Genomic DNA, 22512 nt, shown 5'->3' with positions numbered 1-22512 from the left:
GTCCACCCCACGGAGCACACCATGAGCAGCGCAAGGTCGGAAACCCTCACGGGGACCCTGGAGACCGCCTTCCCCGAGTACACGTCCCCGCCGGCCGAGCCGATGGGCCTGCTGAGCGCCTGGCTGGACGAGGCCGAACGCCTGCAGGTCCGCGAGCCCAGGGCCCTGGCCCTCGCCACCGCCGACGACCGGGGGCGCCCCTCGTCGCGGATCGTGGTGCTGAGCCGGGTGACCGCCGAAGGGCTCCTCTTCGTCACGCACCGGGACAGCCGCAAGGGCCGGGAACTGGCGGCCAACCCCTGGGCCTCCGGCCTTCTGTACTGGCGGGAGAGCAGCCGTCAGATCTCGCTCGCGGGCCCGGTCGAGTCCCTGCCCGACACCGAGGCGGACGCCCTGTGGGCGGCCCGCGCGGTGTTCACCCATGCCATGACGGCCGCGTCCCGGCAGAGTGAGCCGCTGGATGGACCCGACGCGGTGGCGGAACTGCGCGACCGCGCGACGCTCCTGGCCGCCGAGGGCCCGCTGCCCCGTCCCGCGTCGTTCACCGCCTACCTGCTGCGCCCCGGCCACGTCGAGTTCTGGGCGAACGGTACCGACCGTCTGCACGAAAGGCTGGTCTACGAACGGGCCGCGGACGGCTGGAGCGTCGCCAGGCTGCAGCCGTAGGGCCTCGCCACCGCGCCCGACCGGCGCCGCGCACCACCCGACACAAGAGAAGCGGAACGCGAGTACACCATGCAAGACACCGAACCCTCCTTCCTGCACACCGGATTCCACTCCTCCGCCCAGCGCTTCCCGGACCGCCCGGCCCTGACCCTCGACGGACGTTCGTGGACCTACGCGGAGGTGGACGAGGTGGCCCGGCGCTGGGCCGCCGCGCTCATCGAGGCGGGGAAGCGCCCCGCACGGGTGGGGATCCTGGGGCACCGCAGCCTCGTCACCTACGCCGGGTTCCTGGCCGCTCTGTACGCCGGAGCCACCGTGGTGCCGCTCAACAGGAAATACCCCGCCGCCCGCAACAAGGACATCGCCGAGCGTGCCGGTCTGGACGTGATCCTGGCCGACGACGGTTCCCTCGCGGTGCTCCCGGCACTGCTGCGGGCGATGACGGACGCTCCCCCCGTGGTGCTGCCGGAGACAGGGGAGGTGCCCGCGGGCTTCCCGGACGCCCCGGCGCTCGTACTCCGCGAGGGCGTCGAGAGCCGGGAGCCGCTCACCGAGCCCGTCTTCCCGGCCCCCGGCGATGTCGCCTATCTGCTGTTCACCTCCGGCTCGACCGGCCGCCCCAAGGGCGTACCGATCACCCACGCCAACGTGACCTCGTTCCTGCGGGTCAACGCGGACCGGTACGGGTTCACGGAGCAGGACCGCTTCACCCACACCGCCGACCAGACCTTCGACCTGTCCATCTTCGACCCGTTCATGGCCTGGGCTGCCGGGGCCTGCCTGGTGCCCATGGACACGCACCAGCTCCTGTCGCCCCTCGGCTTCCTGCGCGAACACGCCATCACCGTCTGGCTGTCGGTACCCTCCGTCGCCGCGCTCCAGGCACGCAAGGGTCTGCTGGAGCCCGGCAGTCTGCCGTCCCTGCGCTGGAGCCTGTTCTGCGGCGAGGCGCTGCCCGCGCCCGTTGCCGAAGCCTGGCAGCGGGCGGCGCCCGGGTCGGTGCTGGAGAACCTCTACGGGCCGACCGAGGCGACCGTCGCCTGCCTGGTGCACCGCTGGGACCCGCAGACCTCGCCGGAGCGTTCGGTGAACGGGATCGTGCCGATCGGCGCACCGTACCCGGGCATGGAGGCCGTCGTACTCGCCGAGGACGGCACCCCGGTGGCCGCGGGAGGAACGGGCGAACTCTGTCTGGCCGGGCCCCAGGTGTTCGCGGGCTACTGGAACGCGCCCGAGCTGACCGCCCGCGCCTTCCACACCACCGGGCACGGGGCCGACACACGCCGCTGGTACCGCACGGGCGACCTCGGCAGGGTTGCCGAGGACGGGGAGTTCGTCTACATCGGGCGCCTCGACACCCAGGTGAAGATCCTCGGGCACCGGATCGAGACGGGCGAGGTGGAGGCCCACCTCCTCCAACAGGAGGGCGTCGCGCAGGCCGTGGTCCTGGCCGTGCCGGGGGAGGAGGACGGGGCCGACGTGCTCGCGGCGGTCGTCTCCGGCGACGGCATCGACATGGACGTGGTGGACAAGGGGCTGAGCGAGTCGGTCCCGCCCTACATGATCCCGCTGACCTACCACCTGCTGGACACCTTCCCGCTGAACGCCAACGGGAAGGTCGACCGCAGGGCACTGCGCGAGCAGGTCGTATCCGGCGCACTGGAGCCGTTCCCGCTGTGACCGGCACCGAACGACCCGGCTCACGGACGAGCCACGGAACAACCCACAGCGGAAAGGGAGACCAGTGAAGGTCGACAACATCCATCTCGCGGGCATCGGCACCTACGTGCCGCGCACCGTACCCATGAAGGAAGCGGTCAGGCAGGGCTGGGTCGACAGCACCGCCGCCGAGGAGTCGGGCATCACAGCCGTCGCGGTGGAGAGCGAACTCCCCGCCGTGGACATGGCGGTGATAGCCGCGGCACAGGCCGTCGAGCGGTCCGGCCACCGCCCGGAGGACTTCGTCGCCCTCCTGCACAGCGGCGCGTACCACCAGGGGCCGGAGGGCTGGTCCGCACCGCACTACGTGCTGAACCGGACGCTGAGCCGGCCGCTCGTCGCGACCGAGGTCCGGCACGGCTGCCTGTCCGTGCTGACCTCGATGCGCCTGGCCGTCGGCCTGCTGGCCACCACCCCGGGCAGCGAGGCGGTCCTGATCACCGCGGCGGACAACTTCTCCACGCCCCTGGTCGACCGATGGCAGGACTCCGAGCACGCGATGTACGCGGACAGCGCCGCCGCGCTCGTCGTGTCCACCCGCCCCGGGTTCGCCCGTCTGCTCGCGGTCGGCTCGCGGTCGGAACCCAGTCTGGAGGAGATGCACCGGGGCGGCGAGTCGCTGCTGCCGCCCGCTCGTCACCCCGACCGCCCGATGTACGTGGCACCGCGGCTGCGGGCGTGGGCAGAGCGCCCGGGCGCCACCCCGGCCGACATGATCACCGCGGTGTCCAGGTTCGGTGACCTCGTCGCCGAGACTGCCGAGCAGACCCTCGCCGAGGCGGGCGTCGGGTGGGACAGCATCACCCGCGTGGCCCACATCGGATTCAACGAGGACCCGCTGCACGCCATGATCCTGGACCCGCTGGAGGTGTCGGCCAAGCTCGGGACCTGGGAGTACCTCAGGACCATCGGCCACGCCAGCGTCAGCGACCTGGTCCTGGGGCTGGAGCACCTCTGGGAGACCGGCCAGGTGACCGAGGGGGACCACGTCCTGCTCGTCGGAGCCACCGAAGGCATGGAAGCGGGATGCGCCGTCGTGCAAATCACCGCCCCGCCCCCGCAGCGCGGCTGACTCCGCTCCCCCGGTCACTACCGCAGGAAGGCACATGATGACCAACGCTCCCGCGCTCACCCCCGAGGAGATCAAGCAGGCCGTCGGGGCCGTGCTCAGCATCGCCCCGGAGACGATAGACGACGACGCCAACCTGGCTCAACTGGGCCTGCAGTCGATACAGCTCATGCGGCTCAGCGGCCGCTGGCGCCGCAGCGGTCTGCAGGTGGACTTCGCCACGCTCGCCGTCGACCCCACCGTCCGGAGCTGGGCACGCCACCTCGGCCCGGAACGCGACGGTCCCGCCACCGACTGAGCGGCGCGGCGGTCACCACCGGGGCCGGTGGCACCGCACCCGGCGACCGGACGAACGAAGGAAAGGAACGCTCGGATGAACGGCGTCTCGGCGACAGGCCGCTCCGCGGCGGAGCGACGGCTGAGCGAAGAGGTCCGGGGAGCGGTTCTCGTACCCGGCGACCCCGGGTTCGACGCCGGGTGCGCCGGGTTCCAGACCGGCTACCACCACCGCCCCTCCGTCCTGGTGCGTGCCACCGGACCCGAGGACGTGGTGGCGGCCGTGACCTACGCGGCCGCCCACGGTATGCCGATCGCCGTGCAGGCCACCGGGCACGGGCTGTCGGTACCCCTGGACGGCGGCATGCTGATCAGCACCGGAGACCTGACCGGGGTCACCGTGGACGCCCCCGCCCGGACGGCCCGGATCGCCGCCGGCACCCGCGTCCACGCGGTCGTCGACGCGGCGGCGCGCCACGGGCTCGCCCCGCTGAACGGTTCCTCCCCGGACGTCAGCGCCGTCGGATATCTCCTCGGTGGCGGACTGGGCCTGCTGGCACGGCAGTTCGGCTACGCGGCCGACCATGTGCGCGCCGTCGGCATCGTCACGGCCGACGGCCGTCACCGGCACGTCACCGCCGACCAGGACCCGGACCTGTTCTGGGCCGTACGCGGAGCCGGCGCGAACTTCGGCGTGGTGACCTCGATCGAGACCGGCCTGGTGCCGGTGAGCCGTCTCTACGGGGGAGAGCTGACCTTCGACACCGCCCGGACACCGGACATCCTCGACGCCTACCTGCGCTGGACCGGGACGCTGCCGGAGGAGCTGACCTCCTCCGTGTCCACGATTGGCTACCCCGACGTGACGGCGGTCCCCGCCCCGCTGCGGGGCCGGCACGTCGCCCATGTGCGCGTCGCGTACACGGGCGACGCCCGGACCGGACAGGAGTTGCTGGCACCCCTGCGCGCGGCCGGTCCCCGGCTGCGCGACACTCTGGGGGAGATGCCGTACACGGAGTGCGCGGACATCTACCGCGACCCCCGGCACCCGCACGCCTACCTGGGCGACAACGTCCTGGTGCGGGACCTCGGGGCCGAAGCGGCCGCCGCTCTGGCACGGAGCACCGGACCCGGCGCACCGGTCAGACGCGTCCTCGACATCCGGCACCTGGGCGGGGCCCTCGGCCGCCCGTCGGCGGTCCCCGACGCGGTGGGCCACCGCACGGCGCGGTATCTCGTCCGGGTCCTGACCCCGCTGGACGGCACCAGCACCCAGGAGGCCCAGGCCGCGCACCGTGAGGTGCTGGACGTCCTCGCTCCGGAGCGGCTGGGCAGGTTCCACAACCTGGTGTACGGCGGCTGCGCCGACGGCGCGGACCCCGATCCGTCCGCCGACTTCTGGGAACCGGCCGACCACCGGCGGCTGGCCGAGCTCAAGGCCCGCCACGACCCCGGCAACCTCTTCCGCTGCAACCGCAACATCCTGCCCCAGCGCCTTCCCGGGGCCCGGGCGTCCGCCGGACCCGCGAGGAGCTGACCACGATGACGGCACACGCCGCGGCACGCCGGCCCGTACTGAACCGGGAGTCCGAGCTCGCGGTGATCGAAGGGCTCGCCGAGCGGGGCCGGAGCGTGCTGCTGACCGGGCCGCCCGGGGCGGGCAGGACCCGGCTCCTCCAGGAGACGCTGCGGCGGCTGTGCCCACCGGACCCGCCGGGAGCGGCCGACCGGGCCGTCGCGGCACACCACGAGCTGCCCGGCCTCCTGAAGCGCGGCACGGCCGCCGGCCCGCCCGGGGAGAGCGGCCACCCCCCTGCCGTGCTGGGTGTCGACGACATCCACCAGCTCGCCGCCGCTGCCGCCGGGCCGCTGGCCGAGGCGGTCCGGGAGGGCCGGGTGCGGCTGCTCGCCACGGTGCCCGCCGGACTGACGCTTCCGGCGGCCGTCGACGCGCTGGGCCGGGACGGACTGCTGCGTCCGGTCGAGGTGGGAGCGTTCGACCGGGCGGGCACCGCCCGTGCCCTGCGCGCCAGGCTGGGCGGTCAGGTGGCCTCCGACACCACGGCCCGGTTCTGGGACCTGACCGGCGGAAACCCCCTGCTGCTCACGGAGCTGACCGAGGGGGCGGTGGGCGACGGCACACTCCGCCCGTGCCGTGGGCTGTGGCACTGGAACGGGCCGCCCGGCCGGCCCGTCCGTCCGGACACAACGGCTCGGCGCCTGCTGGGAAGCCTGGACCCCGACGAGGAACAACTGGTCGCCGTCCTGAGCCTCGCCGGCCCGGTGCCGGACGACCTCCCGGTGGTCATGGAACTGGGCCCCGCGGCGGAACGCCTCAACCGCCGGGGCATCGTGGTGGCGGAGCCCGGCGAGCACGGGCTGCGCCTGCGGCTCGGCCAGCCGCTGAGCGGGCACGCCCTCGTCGCCGCGCTGCCGGCGCTGACCGTCCGCAGGCTGCGGCTCCGCCTCGCCGACGAGCTGGAACCGGCGCCCGGGGCCGCGCGGCTGCCGGCCGACGCGGGCTCCGGTCTGCTCCGGGCGGTGTGCCTGCGCCTCGACGCGGGCCGCCGGCCGGCCGCCGGCCCGCTGCTCGACGCCGCCGACGCGGCGCTGCTGAGCCGCGAGTACGCCACGGCCGAGCGCCTCGTCCGGGCCGCGCTCGCCACCGGCGGGAGCGCCGCGGAGGACCGGGCCCCGGACGGCGCCGTGGCGTTGCCGCTGGGCCGTGCCCTGGCCGGGCAGGGACGCTGCACGGAGGCGGAGATGCTGCTTGCCGCCGCGGACGACCGGACGCCCGACGCGGTCGCCGCCCGCGTCGACAACCTCGCCCGTGGGCTCGGCAGGACCGAGGAGGCCGCCGCACTCGCGGACCGGGCGGTCCTGCGGGCCCCCCGTGGGTCCGTGCGAGGGACGCAGAGCGCCGTCCGGCTGTGGCAGGACCGGCTGGACGACGTGGCCCGGACGGGCGACGCGCTTCCCCGCGAGTCGTACACCGCCCCGGCGCTCCAGGCCTGCGTACCGCTCGCCGCCTTCGCCCGTACCGAACTCGGCGACGCCCCGGCGGCGTACGCGATGCTGGAGCACTGCCCCGTCGACGGCTGGCAGGACGACGCCCGGCACGCCCATCGGGTGGTGAGCGCCCACGCGGCGCTGGAGTCGGGCGACCTCGCACGGGCGCGGGATGCGGTGGAGCGGCTGCGCCGCGCGGACCCGGCCCGGGACGTCCGCCGCCGGATCCGCGCCGATGTGCTCCAGGCCCGTCTTCTGCGGGTGACGGGCCGGGCGCCGGAAGCCGTCGCGCTGCTGCGCCGCGCCGCGTCGGCACCCGACGGCCCGGACTGGTTCACCACCCGGGCCTGGATCCTCGCCCAGCTCGCCGGGGCACTGGCCGAGTCGGATCAGCGGACCGAAGCGGTCCGCACCCTGATCGAGGTGCGGGAAGCCGTGAGGCACGCGGTCACCTACCCGCTGGCCGACGACTGGACCGGCTTCGAGGAGGCGCTCGTCCTCGGCCGGTCGGGCGACAGCCCCGGCGCACTGGGCAGGTGCGGCGAGGTGGCGCGGCGAGCGGCGGCCGCCGGGCGGCGCACGACGGCGCTGGCCGCACTGCAGCTGATGGCGAGGCTGGGCCCGGCGGACCGCGCCGAAACCGTCCTGGACACGCTCGGTCCGTTCGCTCCCGGCACCGTCGCCGCACTGCGCGCCGGGCACATCCGGGCACTGGCCCGTCAGGACGCGGGCGCGCTCGACGACCTCGCCGCCGGTTTCGCGCGGCTGGGCATGTACCCCTTGGCCGCGGAGAGCGCCGGGCAGGCACACCGGGCCTGGGAGGCCGCCGGACGCCACCGGGCGGGCCGCGACTCACGCGCGCGGAGCCGACGGCACCTCACCGCCTGTCCCGGCACCCCGCTGCCCGGCTGGGCCGCGGTGGTGGACCGCGCATCGGACCCGGAGGGCGCCGTGCTCACCGTCCGTGAGCACGAAGTGGCGACGCTGGCCGCGACCAGGATGACCAACCGGGAGATCGCCGCCCGGCTGACGGTGTCCGTGCGAACGATCGAGAACCACCTCTACCGCGTCTACAGCAAGCTCGGTGTCACCTCACGGGTGGTGCTCGGCGAGCACCTCGGGCAGCGGCCGTTCGCCAGTCAGACCGTGCGCTCCTCGTAGAGCTCGCGGAGGCCGGCCACGGCCAGGGACAGTTCCCGCACGGCCTCGGGCGGGGAGACCACCTCGACGTCCGTGCCGAACTGGAGCAACTGGCAGACGGCGGCGGGCACCGGGTAGTCCAGCTCGGCCGTCAGCCACTCGTCGTCGTCCGGGGGCGCGCCGTGTTCGTCCGGCCGGCCGGACTCCCGGCGCCCGGTGTCCCGGTCTCCCTCGCCGCCGTCCGCCACGGTCGGCCCCGGCATGCCGCGGAAGTTGGCCGCGGTGATCCGTCTGACCATGTCGAGCCGCTTCCTGTGCACCCGCACCACCACCCGCATCCCCGAGGTGCGGTGCTCCACCTGGCGCCGCAGCTCCTCCCACACCCGGGTCAGCTCCACCCCGTCGCGGCGGCGCACCGGCTCGGCGGTGACGACGGCGTCCGAGATCCGGTCGGTGCGGAACAGCCGGGGCTCGCCCCCGTGGTCGGCGACGAGGTACCAGGTGCCCGCCTTGGAGACGAGCCCGTAGGGATCGACGGCGTAGAAGCTCACCTCCGTGTCGCCGCTGTGGCGGTAGCCGATGCGCAGCCGCCGGTCGGCGAGCACCGCGCTGTGCAGCGCTTCGAGGTCGTCCTGGGGCCGGGGGCCGGCCAGCCACCGGTCCGGGTCGATCAGGATGCGGCGGCTGCTCAGCTCCGCCGCCGGCCGGTGGGGGGCGGGCAGCGCCGCCATCATCTTCCGCAACGCCGAACCGAGGGCACGGTCGAGCCCGAGTGCCGAGTGCGCGCTCTCCCCGACCAGCACGAACAGGGCCCGCGCCTCGTCCGCGGTCAGCCCGGTCAAGTCCGTGCGGAAGCCGGGAAGGAGCCGGATCCCGCCGTACTTCCCGCGCTCGGCGTAGACCGGCACGCCGGCCGCGGACAGCGCCTCGACATCACGGTAGACGGTGCGCACCGAGACCTCCAGGCGCTCGGCGATCTCGGAGGCCGGAACCAGCTCGCGCTGTTGCAGCATCAGCAGGGTGGACAGCAGCCGGTCGAACTTCATACTCCGAGTTTCTCGCATACCTGTCGGCAGGTGTCAGGTTTCGGCCTCAGACTCATGATCGCCGAATGAAGCGAACGGAGATCTGCTGTGGAGCACAACGACATCGAGACGCTCGCATCCGAGGTCAAGGGCCCTGTCCTGCGACCCGGTGACGAGGGATACGACCAGGAGCGGGCCGGGTTCAACCTCGCGGTGCAGCACCGGCCCGACGTGATCGTCGGCGCCACCCGGGCCGAGGACGTCCAGGCGGCGGTACGTTTCGCCGCCGAGCACGGGCTGCCCGTCGCGGTGCAGGCTACCGGACACGGTTTCTCGGTCCCGGCCGACGGCGGTCTGCTGATCACGACCGGCAGGATGAGCGGGGTCGAGGTGGACCCCGCCGAGCACACGGTGACGGTCGAGGCCGGTGTCCGCTTCGAGCAGGTCATCCCCGAGACGGTCCCGCACGGTCTGGCTCCCCTCAACGGCTCCGCGCCCCACGTGGGAGTCGTCTCCTACGTCCTGGGCGGCGGGATCGGCATTCTGGTCCGGTCCTTCGGATACGCGTCGGACCAGGTGCGCAGCATGGACGTCGTGACGGCGGACGGGAGTCTGCGCCACGTCACCGCCGACAGCGAGCCCGACCTCTACTGGGCGCTGCTGGGCGGCCGGGACAACTTCGGCATCGTGACACGGCTGGAAATGAACCTGGTGCCGGTGGCCAGGCTGTACGGCGGCGGGATCTTCTACGACGCCGAGGCCGCGCCCGACGTCCTCAAGGCGTACCTCCGGTGGACCGAGGGGCTGCCGCAGGAGATGAACTCCTCGGTCGCGCTCATCCCCATGCCGGACGACCCGGAGGTGCCCGAGCCGATGCGCGGCCGGCACGTCTACCACGTACGGATCGCCTACACCGGCAGCCAGGAGGAGGGCGAGCGGCTGGTCGCACCGCTGCGCGACACGGCCGGCCCGGCCCTCTTCGAGGTGCTGCGGGAGATGCCGTACGCGGAGAGCGCCTCCATCCACGACGACCCGCCGGTGGCGGTGCCGTTCCTTCGGGAGGTCGCGCTGTTCGAGGAGTTCGGCGACGAGGCGCTGGCCACGGTGCTGGAGCACGCCGGCCCCGAGGCGACCGTGCCGTGTGTGGTGGAGCTGCGGCACCTGGGCGGAGCGCTGGCCACGCCGCCCGTGCACCCCAACGCGGTGGCCCACCGGGACGCCCAGTACATCCTGTCCGTGGTGACCCTGCTCTTCGGCGTCACAGAGAAGGACACCCGGCCGGTCCTCCGCCGTCTCTTCGACGCGCTGGGACCCTGGACCACGGGCAGCAGCCTGAACTTCATGGGCCATGGCGAGAACGCGGGCCAGGAGCAGGTCCGTACCGCCTACGCCCCCGAGGCGCTGGAGCGGCTGGGCGCGATCAAAGCGGTCCACGACCCCGAGAACATCTTCCGGCTGAACTACAACATCCCGCCCACGGGCGACGGCGCCTCCGCCGGGAGCTGAGCCCGCCCCTCCCGCGCCGCCCTCCCGGGCAGCGTCCACGAAGCCCGTCCCCCCGCGGACGACGACATGGCTTCGCCGGCACGCCCCGGCGGCCGACGCCCACGATCCCCGTCCCGGCGCCATATCCCCCGAGCGCCGGGGCGGGACACCTCTCCCTCACTGGAGTCGTCGATGAACCCCACATCCTCCTCCGCCACAGGCGGGCCGGCCACGTCCGCCGGCACGCCCGCGGACAGCGCCACCGGCGGCCGACTGCGGCGCGTCGTCGCCATGGACGCGGCCGGCATGGCCGTGGTCGGTGTCATCTACCTGGCTGCCGCGTCCCCGCTGGGCGAGCTGTTCGGTCCCGGCACCTTCCTGGTCGCGGTCGTCGGCGCCGCGATGCTGCTGGCAGGCGTGGGCATCGCGGTGGTCGCCCGGCTCCGCCCTCTCCCGGCGGGTGCGGTGCGCGGCGTCATCGGTGGCGGAGCCTTCTGGATCCTGCTGAGCCTCGCCGCACTGGCCCTGGACTGGCTGACCCTGACGACCACCGGTCTCGTCTGGACCTGGCTGCAGATCCTGCCCGTCGCGGTCTTCGCGTCCCTGCAGACCCTGGCGCTCCGCGCACACCTGCGCGCCGGATGACCTGAGCCGTACGCCGCTCCCGCAGCCGCGCCCCGGCACACCGCAAGCCGCCCGCCGCACCCCGTCCGGGGCGGCGGGCGGCTTGCGGTGCGTGACGTCAGCCGGCCGCCGGACCGGTCAGGGCCACCCCCAGGCCACCCAGACCCGGCAGCGCGTGGTTCCCCTCGACGGTCGCCTCCACGTCGAACCACTCCCGGAAGTCCAGTGGCAGGCCGATCAGTTCACCCGCGCTGCGCGGAAGCTCGGCCGCCTCGGCGGCCTCCTTCGACTCCCAGATCATCACGGCACCCCAGCGGTTCCGCTCCGGGTCGGACACCCACACCTTCAGGAGCAGGCCGGGAATGTCCGCCCAGTGCTGCTCGGCCTCCTCACGCAGGAAAGTGCGCAGCGTCAGCGCGGAATGCGCCGAATCGGTCAGATCCCACCAGGCGATCATGGCCTTCATCCTGAGATGCCTCCCTCTTCCGGTCCGCCACGCGCCCTCGGCGCGTGCTCCGCCGGTCAGCGTACGAGGACCGCCCACGCCCCAACCGCCGCTACTCAGGGCCGCCGACTCCCTTTCACCCGGGGCGGTTTGAGTGGTGGCTACTCATGTGGGGCGCGCGGTCGGGGTGGTGGACTGCCCGAAGCCGTCAGTTCGGCTCAGGCCCGGCCGGCGGGGCCGCGGGCCCCGCCGGAAGCGAAGGAGGAAACGTGGCGCGCGCAGAGCTCTCCCCCCTGGATCTACCCCACGACGCGGAGCCGGACCCGGACGAGCTCGTCCGGGCGGCGATGCGCTGGCACTTCACCCCCGCGACCGGCAGCCCGTTCTGGCTCCGGCGGGCGGCTTCCCTGGAGTTCGACCCGCTCACGGACGTCAAGGGGTACGACGACCTGACGCTGTTCCCCAATGTCGCCAACGAACTGCGTGACGTGCCCGCCGCGGACCTCGTACCGCGTGGCTACGGCGAGCACCCGGACATCGTCGGGGTCTTCGAGAGCGGCGGCACCACCGGCGCCCCCAAGCGCGTGGTCTGCCCGCGCGACTGGCTGGACAAGCTGGTCGACTGGAGCAACGCCAACCTGGACGTGCACGGATTCCCGCGCGGCGCCGACTGGCTGGGGATCACCCCGTCGGGCCCGCACATCGTCGGGGAGATATTCCGCCGCTCCGCGGTCACCCACGGCCGGTACGGCTTCCAGGTCGACCTCGACCCCCGCTGGGTCAAGCGGCTCATCGCCGAGGGCAGGGGAGCACAGGCGAACGCCTACGCCGAGCACGTCGTCGACCAGGCCGCACACATCCTGCGGACGCAGCCCATCGGCGTGATGACGGTGACCCCGCCGCTGCTGGAGCGCATCGCCCAGCGCGAGGACCTGGTCGAACTCGTCAACGAGAAGGTCCGGGCGATCCGCTGGGGCGGCACCCAGATGGACGCCGACACCGAGCAGTTGTACCGTACGGACATTTTTCCCGACACCGTTCTGTACGGCCACTACGGCAGCACGATGATCCTCGGCATCGCCGGCCAGCGGCACGGCACCCCCCTGGGCGAGCCCTGTGTCTTCGACACCTTCTCGCCGTACATCACCTTCCAGGTGGTGGACCCGCACAGCGGCGCTCCCGTCGCGTACGGCCGACGGGGCCAGGTGGTGATGCACCACGTCAGCAAGGCGCTGCTGCTGCCCAACAACCTGGAACGCGACACCGCGATCCGCGTGGCCGCACCCGACGGCCGTATCGGCGACTCGGCCGCCGGGATCGCCCCGGTGGAGCGCTTCGAGGACGAGGCCGTCATCGAAGGGGTCTACTGATGGGAACCGCGCCGCAGGAGGACTCCAACCCCCAGGTGCCCGTGCTGGACGCCCTCGGACCGTCCGGCGCCTACCGCACGCACAACCGCCAGCAGATCCTGGACGTCACCGGTGCACCGCTGGCGGAGATGAGCCTGGCCCCCGCCCTGTTCGTCAACCGGACGATGAAGGCGCTGCGCGGCGCGGCCCCGCTGCCCGCCCCGGAGCGGGCGGCGGCACTGGCCAGGGCCGGTGAACTGTTCCGGACGGCCACTCTGGGAGGCTTCTCGCCCCAGGAGTACGAGCAGGCGGTCACCCGGGTCTCCGGGCTGCCCGTCAACGTCGTGCGCACCGCCACCCGCACCTGCGCGGAACGCGTCGGCCAGTCCTACCGCAGCGTCCTGTTCGCACGGCCCGACGGCGCCGTCTCCGACTGGCGTGATCCGCTGGCCCGCACCGGGCAGGCACTGTGGACCCGGCGGGGCGAGGTCCTGGCGGTACACGTGCCCGGCAACCACCCCGGCACCCACGGCTTCTGGCCGGAAGCCCTGGCCCTCGGGTACCGGGTCGCCGTGCGCCCCTCGGCCCGGGAGCCGTTCACCGCGCACCGACTCGTACTCGCCCTGCGCGAGGCCGGGTTCGGGGACGGCCAGGTGGCACTGCTGCCCAGTGGGCACGAAGCGGCCGACGCCATCCTGAGGGGGGCCGACCTCGCCTACGGGGGCGACGAGATCATCCGGCAGTACGCCGACGACCCGGGCGTGCTGTCGCTGCGGCCGGGCCGCTCGAAGATCCTGCTGACCGCCGGCACCGACTGGCGCGAGCACCTCGACATGATCGTCGACTCGGTCGTACGGCACGGCGGCACCGGATGCGTCAACGCCACCGCGGTGCTCCTGGAAGGCGACCCGGCCCCGCTGGCCGGTGCGGTCGCGGAGCGGCTGGCCGCCCTGCCGAGCCTGCCTCCCTCCGACGAGAAGGCGTGCCTGCCGGTCCAGTCGGCCAAGTCCGCGCGGGCACTGGAGACCTATGTGCTCGAACGCGCCCGGGGGACCAGGGCATGGCTCGGGGGCACCGGCTTCGTCGACGAACTCGGCGACGGCAGTGCGGTGCTGCGCGCCGCGGTCCACCAGCTGGACGCGGCCGACGCCCCGCAGCTCGGCGCCGAGATGCCCTTCCCCTGTGTGTGGATCGCCCCGTGGACCCGGGCCGACGGCATCGCGCCGCTGCGCGACACGCTGGTCCTGACAGCGGTCACCGAGGACGAGGCGCTCATCGACGCCCTGGTCGCGGAACCGACCATCAGCAACCTGCACATCGGCTCGCACGCCACGCACTGGCACCGGCCGGGGCTCCCGCACGACGGTCATCTCGGTGAGTTCCTGATGCGCAGCAAGACGCTGGTCCGCGTCTGACGGGAACCGCCCGGCCGCGCCGCCCGCCGGCGTTCACAGCGACGGCAGCGCGGCGCAGGCGAGGTCGATGAACGCCTGGCCCGCGGGGCTCGTCGTCCGCTCCGCCGGCCACGCGAGCGCGACCCTGGCCCGGATGCGGGGCGCCACGATCTCCAGTCCCCGCAGCGGTCCGCCGTGTCTGCCGGCGAACGGGGCGGGCAGTACGGCGACCCCCAGCCCGCGCGCGGCCAGCTCGACCAGCCGGTGCGGGTCCCCGGCCTCCATCGTGACGCGGGGCCGGAAGCCGGCCGCCTCGCAGGCCTCGTCCAGGCCGGTGCGCGCGCCCGTACCCGGCGGCAGGCAGATCAGCGGACGGTCCCTCAGGTCCGCCAGCGCCACCTCGCCGCCCGCGGCCAGCGGGTCGTGGGGGAGCACGGCGGCCACCATCGCCTCGTCCACGATCACCCGGGCCCGGAGCCCGGCGGGCGACCGGGCGCCCGTGCTGATCAGGGCGGCGTCCAGCCGGCTGTCGCGCAGACCGGCCACCAGCCGGTCCGACGACGCCTCCGACAACCGGATCTCCACCTCCGGGTACGTCCGGTGGAAGTCCGCCAGCAGATCGGACACACGCACCGAGGAGAAGGAGGTCACGATGCCGACGGTCAGACGGCCACGGACCAGCCCGGCGAGTTCGTCGAGCGCCAGCCGGCCGCCGTTGACGGCCTCCAGCGCCGCCCTGGCATGAGGCAGCAGGGTGGCCCCGGCCTGGGTCGGTCGCACGGCGGGACCACTGCGGTCGAGCAGTTCCTGGCCCAACTCCCGCTCCAGCCGGCGGATCTGCGCACTCACACCGGGCTGTGCGACATGCATGCGCGCCGCCGCCCTGGTGAAGCTCCGCTCCTCCACCACCGCGAGGAAGTACTCCAGCTGACGCAGGTCCATAACCGTTCATTCTACGGATCAGAGGATGACGTTATTGGGACCGGAACCGGCTCGCCGAGCACGATGACGGAGCTCGGCAAGACGGCAACTCACAGGGACACAGGGAAAGAAGACGGGTGGTTGCATGAATGCGCGTGCGGACAGCGCCCCGGACCGTGACGAGGACGACCTGGTGCGTCTGGTGTCCGAACTGTGGTGCGACGTGCTCGGGGTGCCCGAGGTGAGCCCGTCGGACAACTTCTTCGACCTGGGCGGACACTCGCTGCTGCTCCACACCGTGCGCGACCGGCTGCACGAGCGCACCGGACGGGACGTGCCGCTGGTCGAGCTGTTCCAGCACCCCACCGTCCGCGCGCTGGCCGGCCATCTCGGCGGTGCCGGCGTGGACGACGCACCGACAGCCGAAGGAGCGTCCGGCGCACTGGGCGGCCGGCTCGCCCGGCTGGAGACGGCGCGCGGCGGCAGGCGCGCCGCCGGGCCCGGCCGGTACGACAGCGAGGAGGAGGCATGGTGACATCGGACGCAGCCGCCACGGACCATGGACAGGCGATCGCCATCATCGGCATGGCCTGCCGCTTCCCCGGAGCGGACAGCACCGAGGCCTTCTGGCAGAACCTCGCCGGGGGCGTCGGTTCGGTCACCCGCTTCCCCCCGGTCCCCGTCCCGGGCACCCGTGCGGACGGGGAGGCCCGGCAGTACACACCCGCCCGCGGCCTGCTCACGGACCCCGGCCATTTCGACGCCGGCTACTTCGGCTACTCACCCCGGGACGCCCGCCTCATCAGCCCCCAGCAGCGGCTGTTCCTGGAGTGCGCCGCGCAGGCGGTGGAGGACGCGGGGCAGGACCCGGCGCGCTCCACGGCCACCTTCGGCATCTACGGCGGCGGCACCGAGAACGGATACGGACAGATCCTGCGCGAGCGGCGCCACGAACTGCCCGGCGTCACCGACTGGGACATCCTCCTCGGTACCGCGTCCGACTACCAGGTCTCCCGTGTCGCCTACAAACTCGGCTTCACCGGCCCCTCGGTCGCCGTCCAGGCGGCCTGTTCCACTTCCCTCGTCGCGGTGCACCTGGCCGTACGGGGACTGCTCGGCGGAGACTGCGACATCGCGCTGGCCGGCGCCGCCGCCGTCCATGTGCCGGACAAGGAGAGCCAGTACACCCCAGGTGGGATCATCTCCGCCCGCGGGGAGTGCCGCGCCTTCGACGCCGACGCGGACGGCACCGTCGGAGGTGACGGTGTGGGCGTCGTCGTCCTCAAGCGGCTCGCCGACGCGCAGGCCGACGGCGACCGGATCCTTGCCGTCCTGCGCGGGAGCGCGGTCAACAACGACGGGGCACACCGGGTCGGTTACACCGCGCCGAGCGTCGAGGGCCAGACCGCGGTGATCCGCGAGGCACAGCTCCTCGCGGGGACGGACGCCGACAGCATCGGTTACGTCGAGGCGCACGGCACCGCCACTCCGCTGGGCGACCCCATCGAACTCGCCGCCCTCACCGCGGCCTTCCGCCGCGACACCGACCGCAGCGGCTACTGCTGGATCGGCTCGGTCAAGACCAACATCGGGCACACCGACGCCGCCGCGGGTATCGCCGGGCTCATCAAGACGGTGCTCGCGCTCCAGCACCGCAGCATTCCGCCGAGCCTGAACTACGAGAAGCCCAACCCTCTGTTCGACTTCGGGACCAGCCCTTTCCGGGTCGCCACCGGTCTCGTGCCGTGGCCCGCGACGCAGACCCCCCGGCGCGCGGCGGTCAGCGCGTTCGGGATCGGCGGCACCAACGCCCACGTCATCCTCGAGGAGGCCCCGAGCCGCCCGGCGCCGGCGCCCGCCGCCCCGCACCAGCTCCTGGTGCTCTCGGCCCGTACGCCGCAGGCGCTGGGCGAGGCGGCCGCACGCCTCGCCGACCGGCTGAGCGAGGAGCCCCCCGGCATCCTCGCCGACGTCGCCTGGACCCTGCAGACCGGCCGGCGGGAGCACGAACAGCGGGCCTACGCGGTGGCCGGGAACATCGACGACGCGGTACGCGCGCTCACCGGGATCGCCGCGGGGCCTCCCACCGCGAAGACCCAGGCGCACGGTGACACGGTGTTCCTGTTCACCGGAGCCCCCGGGAAGCGCCCCTCCAGAAGCCTGTACGAGGCCGAACCCGCCTACCGGGAGGCCGCGGACGCGTGCTTCGCCGCCGCGGGGCTCTCCGGCGCCGCGTGCTTCGGCCCGCCGCACCCCGACGACGACGCGTCCGCACGGGTGGCCGCCTTCGTCCACGACTACGCCATGGCCATGACCTGGATCAGGTGGGGAGTCCGGCCGGCCTCCGTGCTGGCCACCGGCGAGGGCGTCGCGGTCGCCGCCGCGGTCACCAAGGTGCTGACGGTCCCCGGAGCCCTGCGGCTCACCGCCACGGGCACGCCGGCCGACGGCGCCGCGCGGGCACGGGACGCCCGGACGGTGGAGGGCTACGCCGCGCTCTTCGGCGACGCCGGCCCACGGGCGCCCAGGGTCCCGCTGATCTCCCCGGTGCTCGGCCGCGCGCTCACCGGCCAGGAAGCGGCGGACCCGCTCAACTGGGCGCGCGCCGCCCTCGTACCGGACCAGGACGCCCTGGAACGCGTACTGTCCGCGCTGCCGGCGGATCCGCACCGCGTTCTCCTGGACATCTCCGCGGGCCACGTCCTGCCGGCCGCCACGGGCCCCCGGCCCGAGCAGCCCCGGCCGGACACGGCCGGGCCCGACGACGACCTCGCCGCCGCCCTCGGCACCCTGGGCGCGCTCTGGGCGGCCGGACGCCCGGTCCGATGGCGGCACGTGCACGGCGGGTCACCCCGTGCCCTGCTCCCGCTGCCCACCTACCCCTTCCAGCGTGAACGCTTCGTCGTGGAGCCCGTCGACAAGGCGCAGGCGCGGCCCGCGGAGGGCCAGCCGCCCCCGGCCGCCGACGTCCCGCAGGACGCCGCACCCGGCGAGGTCCTGCCGACGCTGCTGCGCCTGTACGCCGACATCCTCGGCTTCGCCGAAGTCGGCCCGACGGACAGCTTCTTCGACCTCGGCGGTGACTCCCTGATCGCGTCGAGGCTCACCGCACGCATCCGCGAGGTCTACCCCGTGGACGTCGACGTGCTCTCGGTCTTCGAGGCCCCTGAACCCGCCGAGCTTGCGGCGGTCATCGAGGACCTGCTGGCTCCTTAGGGGGCGTCGTGTCGATCACGGCCGGGGACCGACGGGCCCCGGCCGTACACCGGACCGAGCCGTACATCGGACTGAGAGGAACACCATGCCCCCCAGGACAGGACCGCCGCGCTGGCTCGCGCGCCGGCGCGAACGCCCCGACGCGGCGCTGCGCCTGTACGTCTTCGCACACGCGGGGGGCTCGCCGGGCGAATACCTGCTCTGGTCGGACCAGCTGCCCGATCTCGAACTCCACGGGGTCCAGCTGCCCGGCCGGGGCGCCCGACTCGCCGAACCCGCCTACGACGACCTGTCACGGCTGGTCGTCGACCTGGTCGACCAGGCCCGCTTCGAGGCCCCGTACGCGTTCTTCGGCCACAGCTTCGGCGCGCTCGTGGCGTACGAGACCGCCAGAGCCCTGCAGGCGCGCGGCCTGCCGGGACCGGAGCGGCTTTTCCTCTCGTCGTGCCCCTCGCCCGACACCGTCGACGCGGGACGCTCGCGGCTGCACACCCTGCCCGACGACCGGTTCATCGCGGAGAGCGAGCAGCGGTGGGGGGCGCTGCCCGCCCAGGTCCGCACGGACCCCCGGCTGCGCAGAATCGTCGTCGAGCCGCTGCGGGCGGACATCGGGATCTTCGAGACCTACACCCACCGCCCGGGGCCGCGCCTGACCGTCCCCGCCACGCTGATCACCGGGGCGGCCGAACGCGGCCGGCTCACGACGGACGGCTGGGCCGGACACGTCGGCGCGATCACCGGGGAGCACGAACTGCCGGGCGGCCACTTCCACTTCCGTGAGAACCCGGAGCCGTTGCTCGACCTCCTCCGCCGGACGGAGCCGCGGCCCGTCACCACCCCGCACACAGGAGCAGCACCGTGGAGCACATGACCTTCGGCAGCCGTTGCGGGCTGCGGGTGTCCCGCTACGCCCTGGGCACCGTGAACTTCGGCACCAGCTGGGGCGGGGGCACCGAACGCGACGACGCCCGGAAGATCTTCGACAGGTATGCCGAGGCCGGCGGAACCTTCGTCGACACCGCCGACTGCTACAACAACGGCGAGGCCGAAACCCTCCTGGGCGAGTTCCTGGGCGCCCGGCGCGACCGGTTCGCCCTGGCGTCGAAGTACTCCTACGGGACCGGTCCCGAGGCGGGCGTCCAGACCACGGGCAACTCCCGTAGCAACATGATCCGGTCCGTGGAGGCGAGCCTGAGGCGGCTTGGCACCGACCACATCGACCTGTACTGGGTGCACTTCCCCGACACGGTCACACCGATCGACGAGATCGTCGCCGCGCTCGACGACCTGGTGAGCGCGGGCAAGATCCGCTATGCGGGGCTGTCGAACTTCGCCGCCTGGCAGGTCTCCCGCGCCGCCACCCTGGCCGAACTGCGCGGCTGGGCCCCGCTGGCCGGTATCCAGACCGAGTACAGCCTCATCGAGCGCACCGCCGAACGGGAGCTCTGGCCCATGGCCGAATGCCTCGGGCTCGGAGTGGCGCAGTGGGGGCCGCTCGGCGGCGGACTCCTGACCGGGAAGTACCGCCACAGCTCCGCCGGCCGGCTGACCGACTGGGACGGACGCATCATACGGACCGAGTCGGACGGTCAGCGGACGGCGATCGTCGACACCGTCCTCGCGGTGTCCCAGGAGACGGGCGCGCCGGCCGCCCAGGTCGCGGTGGCGTGGCTCAACGACCGCGCCCGCCGGGCCGGCACCGCCCATGTCCCCGTCATCGGCCCCCGTTCCGTCGCCCAGCTCGACGGGTACCTCGAAGCGCTCGACCTGTCCCTGTCCGAGGAGCACCTCGCGCGCCTGGACGAGGTCAGTGCCGTACGGCTCGGCTCTCCGCACGAGCTCGTGCAGGCGTCACGCCCCGCGCTGCTCGGCGGCGCACCGGACCGCTTCCGCCCGGCGCCGGCCAGGTTCCCGTGACCGGCCCCGGCCCCGAGGGGGCCGCCGTGCCGGAGGAAGGGGCCGCGGAACTGGCCGGGGTGTGGTCCCTGGTCTCGTTCGACACGGTCGGCGAGGACGGCTCCGTCCTGCCGGGCCCCCTCGGGGAGAACCCCACAGGGCTGCTGTTCTACAGCGCCGACGGCCACGTCGGCGTCCACATGATGCCCGCGGACGGTCCGCCGGCCTACCTCAGCTATGCCGGCACCTGGCGCCGTGAGGCGGACCGGATCGTCCACCGGCTCACCGTCGCCGGGGAGCGCGACTGGCTCGGCACCGACCAGAGCCGTCAGCTGCGGCTCGACGGCGACCGGCTCACGCTCACCGGCACGTCGCTGTCCACCACCGACCGCCGCGTCCTGGTCTGGCGGCGGCTCGGCCGCACCGGTCCGTGACCCGCCGGCTCCACCTGTCCGTCCCGAACAACCACCACCGGAGGCACCGCATGGTTCACACCCCTGACTGGGTTCCCGAAGGCACCGACACCGAGAAGCCCAGCGTGGCCCGTATGTACGACTTCTACGTTGGCGGCGAGCACAACCTGGACTCCGACCGGGAAAGGGCGCAGTCCGCTCTCACCGCCCTCCCCGGCCTGGACATAGCGATAGCCGCCAACCGGGCCTTCCTGCGCCGCGCCGTCCGGTACACGGCGGAGCTCGGCATCAGCCAGTACCTCGACATCGGCTCGGGCATTCCCACACCCGGCAAGGGCAACACCCACGACGTGGCCCGGAGCGTCCTTCCCGGCGCGCGGGTCGCCTACCTCGACCACGACCCGGTGGCCGTGGCACGCAGCCGCGCCCTCCTGGAGGGCGACCCGGACGCGGTGGCCGTCGCGGGGGACTTCCTGAAGCCCAAGGCCATCCTCGACGACCCCGAGATCCGCGCGCTGATCGACCTGGACCGGCCGGTGGCGCTGATGCTCGTCGCCGTACTCCACTTCATCGAGGACAAGGACGACCCGTGGGAGAAGGTCGCCCAGCTGCGCGACGCGCTCGCCCCGGGCAGTGCCCTGATCCTCTCCCACGCCTACGTCCAGCAGGATCCCGGCAGCGGCCCGACGAGTGAGGAACTCCAGCGTGTCTACCGGGGGTTCGGAGCCCAGTTGCAGAACCGCGGCCCCGCCGAGACCGGACGGTTCTTCGAAGGCTTCACCCTCGTCGAGCCCGGCCTGACCGGCATGGCCTCATGGCGCCCCGACGCCGACACCGCGTCCGACCACCCGATGCAGAATACCGGGGTCGTCGGTGTGGCCATGAAGACGAGCTGAACCGGCATTCCGTACTCCGCGGACAGCACACCGACCGAAGGGACCATGATGAGAACCAGCCGGACCGGAACCAGAGCAGCAGCAGCAGCCTCCCCGCCGACCGGAGCCGGAGCGTGGACCACGGCCGGGCGCCTGGGCACGGTGGCGCTCGCTGTCGCGCTGGTCGTCGCACCCCTGGCCGGTGTCGCCTCGGCGCACACCGAGCGCACCGCCGCGACGGTCCCGGCCGCCGTCCGCGCCGCCGACGCGTCACCGGTCGGCCCCTGGAAGCTGAAGGCGACGGGCGACGACGGCAACGTGATCGAGACGGTCACGACGTTCCACGCGGACGGCACCGCCGGCAACAACAAGGGCGGCACCGGGACGTGGACCGCCACCGGCAGGGGCACCTTCAGCTATCAGATCACCGAGCTGATACACGAGGGCGGTCAGCTCGTCCTGCGCATCGAGATCGAACAGGAGGCGGCCTTGGCCTGTGGCGGCTTCACCAGCGAAGGCACCGCTCGCAGTTACGACGCTTCCGGGGCCTTCCTCGGCACCACGCTCGTCACCGCCGTAGGCACACGGGCCTGACGCCACCAGGAACGACAAGACGGTCCGGGGCCCCACGGAGGTGGGGCCCCGGACCGGTTCTTGCTGTCCCGCCCAGGTCTGGCGCGGGGCGGGAAGGCATCGCCCATGACTCGAAGTCGGTGGCGCCCCCGGCAGGACTCGAACCTGCGGCCAAGCGCTTAGAAGGCGCCTGCTCTATCCACTGAGCTACGGGGGCCGGGAGTCCTGATCGGTGGTTCCGTGGCCGTGCCGGGACAAGGATAGGGCTCCGATCCCCTGGACCCGGTTGCTTCACCTGCGTGGCACGATGTGGAGGTTCGGTGAAGCGAACCGATAATCGCAGGTAGGTGCGATTCCTGCATCGGTTTTCGCTCCCCTCGCGCCGGGTGTTGTGTACTCGTTATGCCCCTGCCCCAC

The 22512-nt window shown here is 73.3% G+C and carries 20 protein-coding genes and 1 tRNA gene; 17 read left to right on the top strand and 4 right to left on the bottom strand.

What is annotated here, in order from left to right; all coding sequences use genetic code 11:
- Positions 1-21 precede the first annotated feature (21 nt).
- From phzG to IG90_RS0121790, 6 genes are all read left to right on the top strand, one after another.
- Positions 22-666 (top strand): phenazine biosynthesis FMN-dependent oxidase PhzG, encoded by a 645-nt coding sequence (gene phzG / locus IG90_RS0121815; RefSeq protein ID WP_030586979.1) that lies wholly within the window; start codon positions 22-24, stop codon positions 664-666.
- A gap of 69 nt (positions 667-735) precedes the next feature.
- Positions 736-2346, top strand: coding sequence for a D-alanine--poly(phosphoribitol) ligase (locus IG90_RS0121810; RefSeq protein WP_030586976.1), 1611 nt, complete (start codon positions 736-738; stop codon positions 2344-2346).
- Positions 2347-2410: 64 nt separating this feature from the next.
- Positions 2411-3457 (top strand): ketoacyl-ACP synthase III family protein, encoded by a 1047-nt coding sequence (locus tag IG90_RS0121805; RefSeq protein ID WP_030586974.1) that lies wholly within the window; start codon positions 2411-2413, stop codon positions 3455-3457.
- Between the two features lie 34 nt (positions 3458-3491).
- Positions 3492-3752, top strand: coding sequence for a phosphopantetheine-binding protein (locus tag IG90_RS0121800; protein ID WP_051860187.1), 261 nt, complete (start codon positions 3492-3494; stop codon positions 3750-3752).
- A gap of 75 nt (positions 3753-3827) precedes the next feature.
- Positions 3828-5267 (top strand): FAD-binding oxidoreductase, encoded by a 1440-nt coding sequence (locus IG90_RS0121795; protein ID WP_051860186.1) that lies wholly within the window; start codon positions 3828-3830, stop codon positions 5265-5267.
- Between the two features lie 5 nt (positions 5268-5272).
- Entirely contained in the window at positions 5273-7900 is a 2628-nt protein-coding gene (locus tag IG90_RS0121790) for a helix-turn-helix transcriptional regulator (protein WP_030586967.1), read from the top strand.
- Here the strand turns inward: IG90_RS0121790 and IG90_RS0121785 are convergent.
- Positions 7879-8925, bottom strand: coding sequence for a helix-turn-helix transcriptional regulator (locus tag IG90_RS0121785; RefSeq protein ID WP_030586964.1), 1047 nt, complete (start codon positions 8923-8925; stop codon positions 7879-7881). The two genes, IG90_RS0121790 and IG90_RS0121785, sit on opposite strands and share 22 nt — an antisense overlap.
- An 87-nt stretch (positions 8926-9012) precedes the next feature.
- Here IG90_RS0121785 and IG90_RS0121780 point away from each other — a divergent pair, with 87 nt between their 5' ends.
- Both IG90_RS0121780 and IG90_RS0121775 read left to right on the top strand, forming a co-directional pair.
- On the top strand, positions 9013-10410 hold the full coding sequence (locus IG90_RS0121780) for an FAD-binding oxidoreductase (RefSeq protein ID WP_106972964.1): 1398 nt from the start codon (positions 9013-9015) through the stop codon (positions 10408-10410).
- Between the two features lie 171 nt (positions 10411-10581).
- On the top strand, positions 10582-11034 hold the full coding sequence (locus tag IG90_RS0121775; RefSeq protein ID WP_033894541.1) for a hypothetical protein: 453 nt from the start codon (positions 10582-10584) through the stop codon (positions 11032-11034).
- Between the two features lie 97 nt (positions 11035-11131).
- Here the strand turns inward: IG90_RS0121775 and IG90_RS0121770 are convergent, their stop codons facing one another.
- Complete coding sequence (locus tag IG90_RS0121770) at positions 11132-11479, bottom strand: hypothetical protein (protein WP_030586955.1); 348 nt, start codon at positions 11477-11479, stop codon at positions 11132-11134.
- 248 nt (positions 11480-11727) lie between these two features.
- On the opposite strand from IG90_RS0121770, the gene IG90_RS0121765 reads away from it, so the two are divergent.
- Both IG90_RS0121765 and IG90_RS0121760 read left to right on the top strand, forming a co-directional pair.
- Positions 11728-12828: a phenylacetate--CoA ligase family protein gene (locus IG90_RS0121765; RefSeq protein ID WP_030586953.1), complete on the top strand. Its 1101-nt coding sequence runs from the start codon at positions 11728-11730 to the stop codon at positions 12826-12828.
- Complete coding sequence (locus IG90_RS0121760) at positions 12828-14222, top strand: aldehyde dehydrogenase family protein (RefSeq protein WP_033894539.1); 1395 nt, start codon at positions 12828-12830, stop codon at positions 14220-14222. The genes IG90_RS0121765 and IG90_RS0121760 overlap by 1 nt, the downstream gene beginning before the upstream one ends.
- A gap of 33 nt (positions 14223-14255) precedes the next feature.
- Here the strand turns inward: IG90_RS0121760 and IG90_RS0121755 are convergent, their stop codons facing one another.
- A complete protein-coding gene (locus IG90_RS0121755) occupies positions 14256-15143 on the bottom strand; it encodes a LysR family transcriptional regulator (protein WP_030586947.1) in 888 nt (295 codons plus the stop codon).
- 124 nt (positions 15144-15267) lie between these two features.
- Between IG90_RS0121755 and IG90_RS0121750 the strand changes: the two genes are divergently transcribed.
- The 7 genes from IG90_RS0121750 (at position 15268) to IG90_RS0121720 (ending at position 22116) form a co-directional block, all read left to right on the top strand.
- The gene (locus IG90_RS0121750) at positions 15268-15657 is read left to right on the top strand and encodes an acyl carrier protein (protein ID WP_030586944.1); all 390 of its coding nucleotides are present in this window, start codon (positions 15268-15270) and stop codon (positions 15655-15657) included.
- The gene (locus IG90_RS0121745) at positions 15651-18338 is read left to right on the top strand and encodes a type I polyketide synthase (RefSeq protein ID WP_030586941.1); all 2688 of its coding nucleotides are present in this window, start codon (positions 15651-15653) and stop codon (positions 18336-18338) included. The genes IG90_RS0121750 and IG90_RS0121745 overlap by 7 nt, the downstream gene beginning before the upstream one ends.
- Positions 18339-18423: 85 nt before the next feature.
- Positions 18424-19209: a thioesterase II family protein gene (locus IG90_RS0121740; RefSeq protein ID WP_051860185.1), complete on the top strand. Its 786-nt coding sequence runs from the start codon at positions 18424-18426 to the stop codon at positions 19207-19209.
- Positions 19206-20255, top strand: a complete 1050-nt coding sequence (locus IG90_RS0121735) for an aldo/keto reductase (RefSeq protein WP_233436052.1) — start codon at positions 19206-19208, stop codon at positions 20253-20255. Before IG90_RS0121740 ends, IG90_RS0121735 begins: the two co-directional genes overlap by 4 nt.
- Positions 20252-20668 carry a lipocalin-like domain-containing protein gene (locus IG90_RS0121730; RefSeq protein ID WP_051860184.1) on the top strand — a complete coding sequence of 139 codons (417 nt, stop codon included), beginning with the start codon at positions 20252-20254 and terminating at the stop codon, positions 20666-20668. Before IG90_RS0121735 ends, IG90_RS0121730 begins: the two co-directional genes overlap by 4 nt.
- 50 nt (positions 20669-20718) lie before the next feature.
- Positions 20719-21543, top strand: a complete 825-nt coding sequence (locus IG90_RS0121725; protein ID WP_030586928.1) for an SAM-dependent methyltransferase — start codon at positions 20719-20721, stop codon at positions 21541-21543.
- 45 nt (positions 21544-21588) lie between these two features.
- Positions 21589-22116 carry a hypothetical protein gene (locus IG90_RS0121720; RefSeq protein ID WP_157846333.1) on the top strand — a complete coding sequence of 176 codons (528 nt, stop codon included), beginning with the start codon at positions 21589-21591 and terminating at the stop codon, positions 22114-22116.
- Positions 22117-22236: 120 nt separating this feature from the next.
- Here IG90_RS0121720 and IG90_RS0121715 read toward each other — a convergent pair.
- Positions 22237-22312, bottom strand: a tRNA-Arg gene (locus IG90_RS0121715).
- Between the last annotated feature and the right edge of the window lie 200 nt (positions 22313-22512).

The organism is Streptomyces anulatus, from assembly GCF_000721175.1.
Classification (GTDB): Bacteria; Actinomycetota; Actinomycetes; order Streptomycetales; family Streptomycetaceae; genus Streptomyces; species Streptomyces anulatus_C.
The sequence above is the reverse complement of the archived record's forward strand: the minus strand, read 5'-3'. Positions and strand labels throughout refer to the sequence as shown.

Excerpts from the sequence above, each read along its gene's own strand:
- IG90_RS0121800 (WP_051860187.1), top strand. The coding sequence starts at position 3,492 with ATGATGACCAACGCTCCCGCGCTCACCCCCGAGGAGATCAAGCAGGCC.
- IG90_RS0121720 (WP_157846333.1), top strand. The coding sequence starts at position 21,589 with ATGATGAGAACCAGCCGGACCGGAACCAGAGCAGCAGCAGCAGCCTCC.
- IG90_RS0121740 (WP_051860185.1), top strand. The coding sequence starts at position 18,424 with ATGCCCCCCAGGACAGGACCGCCGCGCTGGCTCGCGCGCCGGCGCGAA.
- IG90_RS0121790 (WP_030586967.1), top strand. The coding sequence starts at position 5,273 with ATGACGGCACACGCCGCGGCACGCCGGCCCGTACTGAACCGGGAGTCC.
- IG90_RS0121810 (WP_030586976.1), top strand. The coding sequence starts at position 736 with ATGCAAGACACCGAACCCTCCTTCCTGCACACCGGATTCCACTCCTCC.
- IG90_RS0121770 (WP_030586955.1), bottom strand. The coding sequence starts at position 11,479 with ATGAAGGCCATGATCGCCTGGTGGGATCTGACCGATTCGGCGCATTCC.
- phzG (WP_030586979.1), top strand. The coding sequence starts at position 22 with ATGAGCAGCGCAAGGTCGGAAACCCTCACGGGGACCCTGGAGACCGCC.
- IG90_RS0121750 (WP_030586944.1), top strand. The coding sequence starts at position 15,268 with ATGAATGCGCGTGCGGACAGCGCCCCGGACCGTGACGAGGACGACCTG.
- IG90_RS0121795 (WP_051860186.1), top strand. The coding sequence starts at position 3,828 with ATGAACGGCGTCTCGGCGACAGGCCGCTCCGCGGCGGAGCGACGGCTG.
- IG90_RS0121775 (WP_033894541.1), top strand. The coding sequence starts at position 10,582 with ATGAACCCCACATCCTCCTCCGCCACAGGCGGGCCGGCCACGTCCGCC.
- IG90_RS0121785 (WP_030586964.1), bottom strand. The coding sequence starts at position 8,925 with ATGAAGTTCGACCGGCTGCTGTCCACCCTGCTGATGCTGCAACAGCGC.
- IG90_RS0121760 (WP_033894539.1), top strand. The coding sequence starts at position 12,828 with ATGGGAACCGCGCCGCAGGAGGACTCCAACCCCCAGGTGCCCGTGCTG.
- IG90_RS0121725 (WP_030586928.1), top strand. The coding sequence starts at position 20,719 with ATGGTTCACACCCCTGACTGGGTTCCCGAAGGCACCGACACCGAGAAG.
- IG90_RS0121755 (WP_030586947.1), bottom strand. The coding sequence starts at position 15,143 with ATGGACCTGCGTCAGCTGGAGTACTTCCTCGCGGTGGTGGAGGAGCGG.
- IG90_RS0121735 (WP_233436052.1), top strand. The coding sequence starts at position 19,206 with ATGACCTTCGGCAGCCGTTGCGGGCTGCGGGTGTCCCGCTACGCCCTG.
- IG90_RS0121745 (WP_030586941.1), top strand. The coding sequence starts at position 15,651 with ATGGTGACATCGGACGCAGCCGCCACGGACCATGGACAGGCGATCGCC.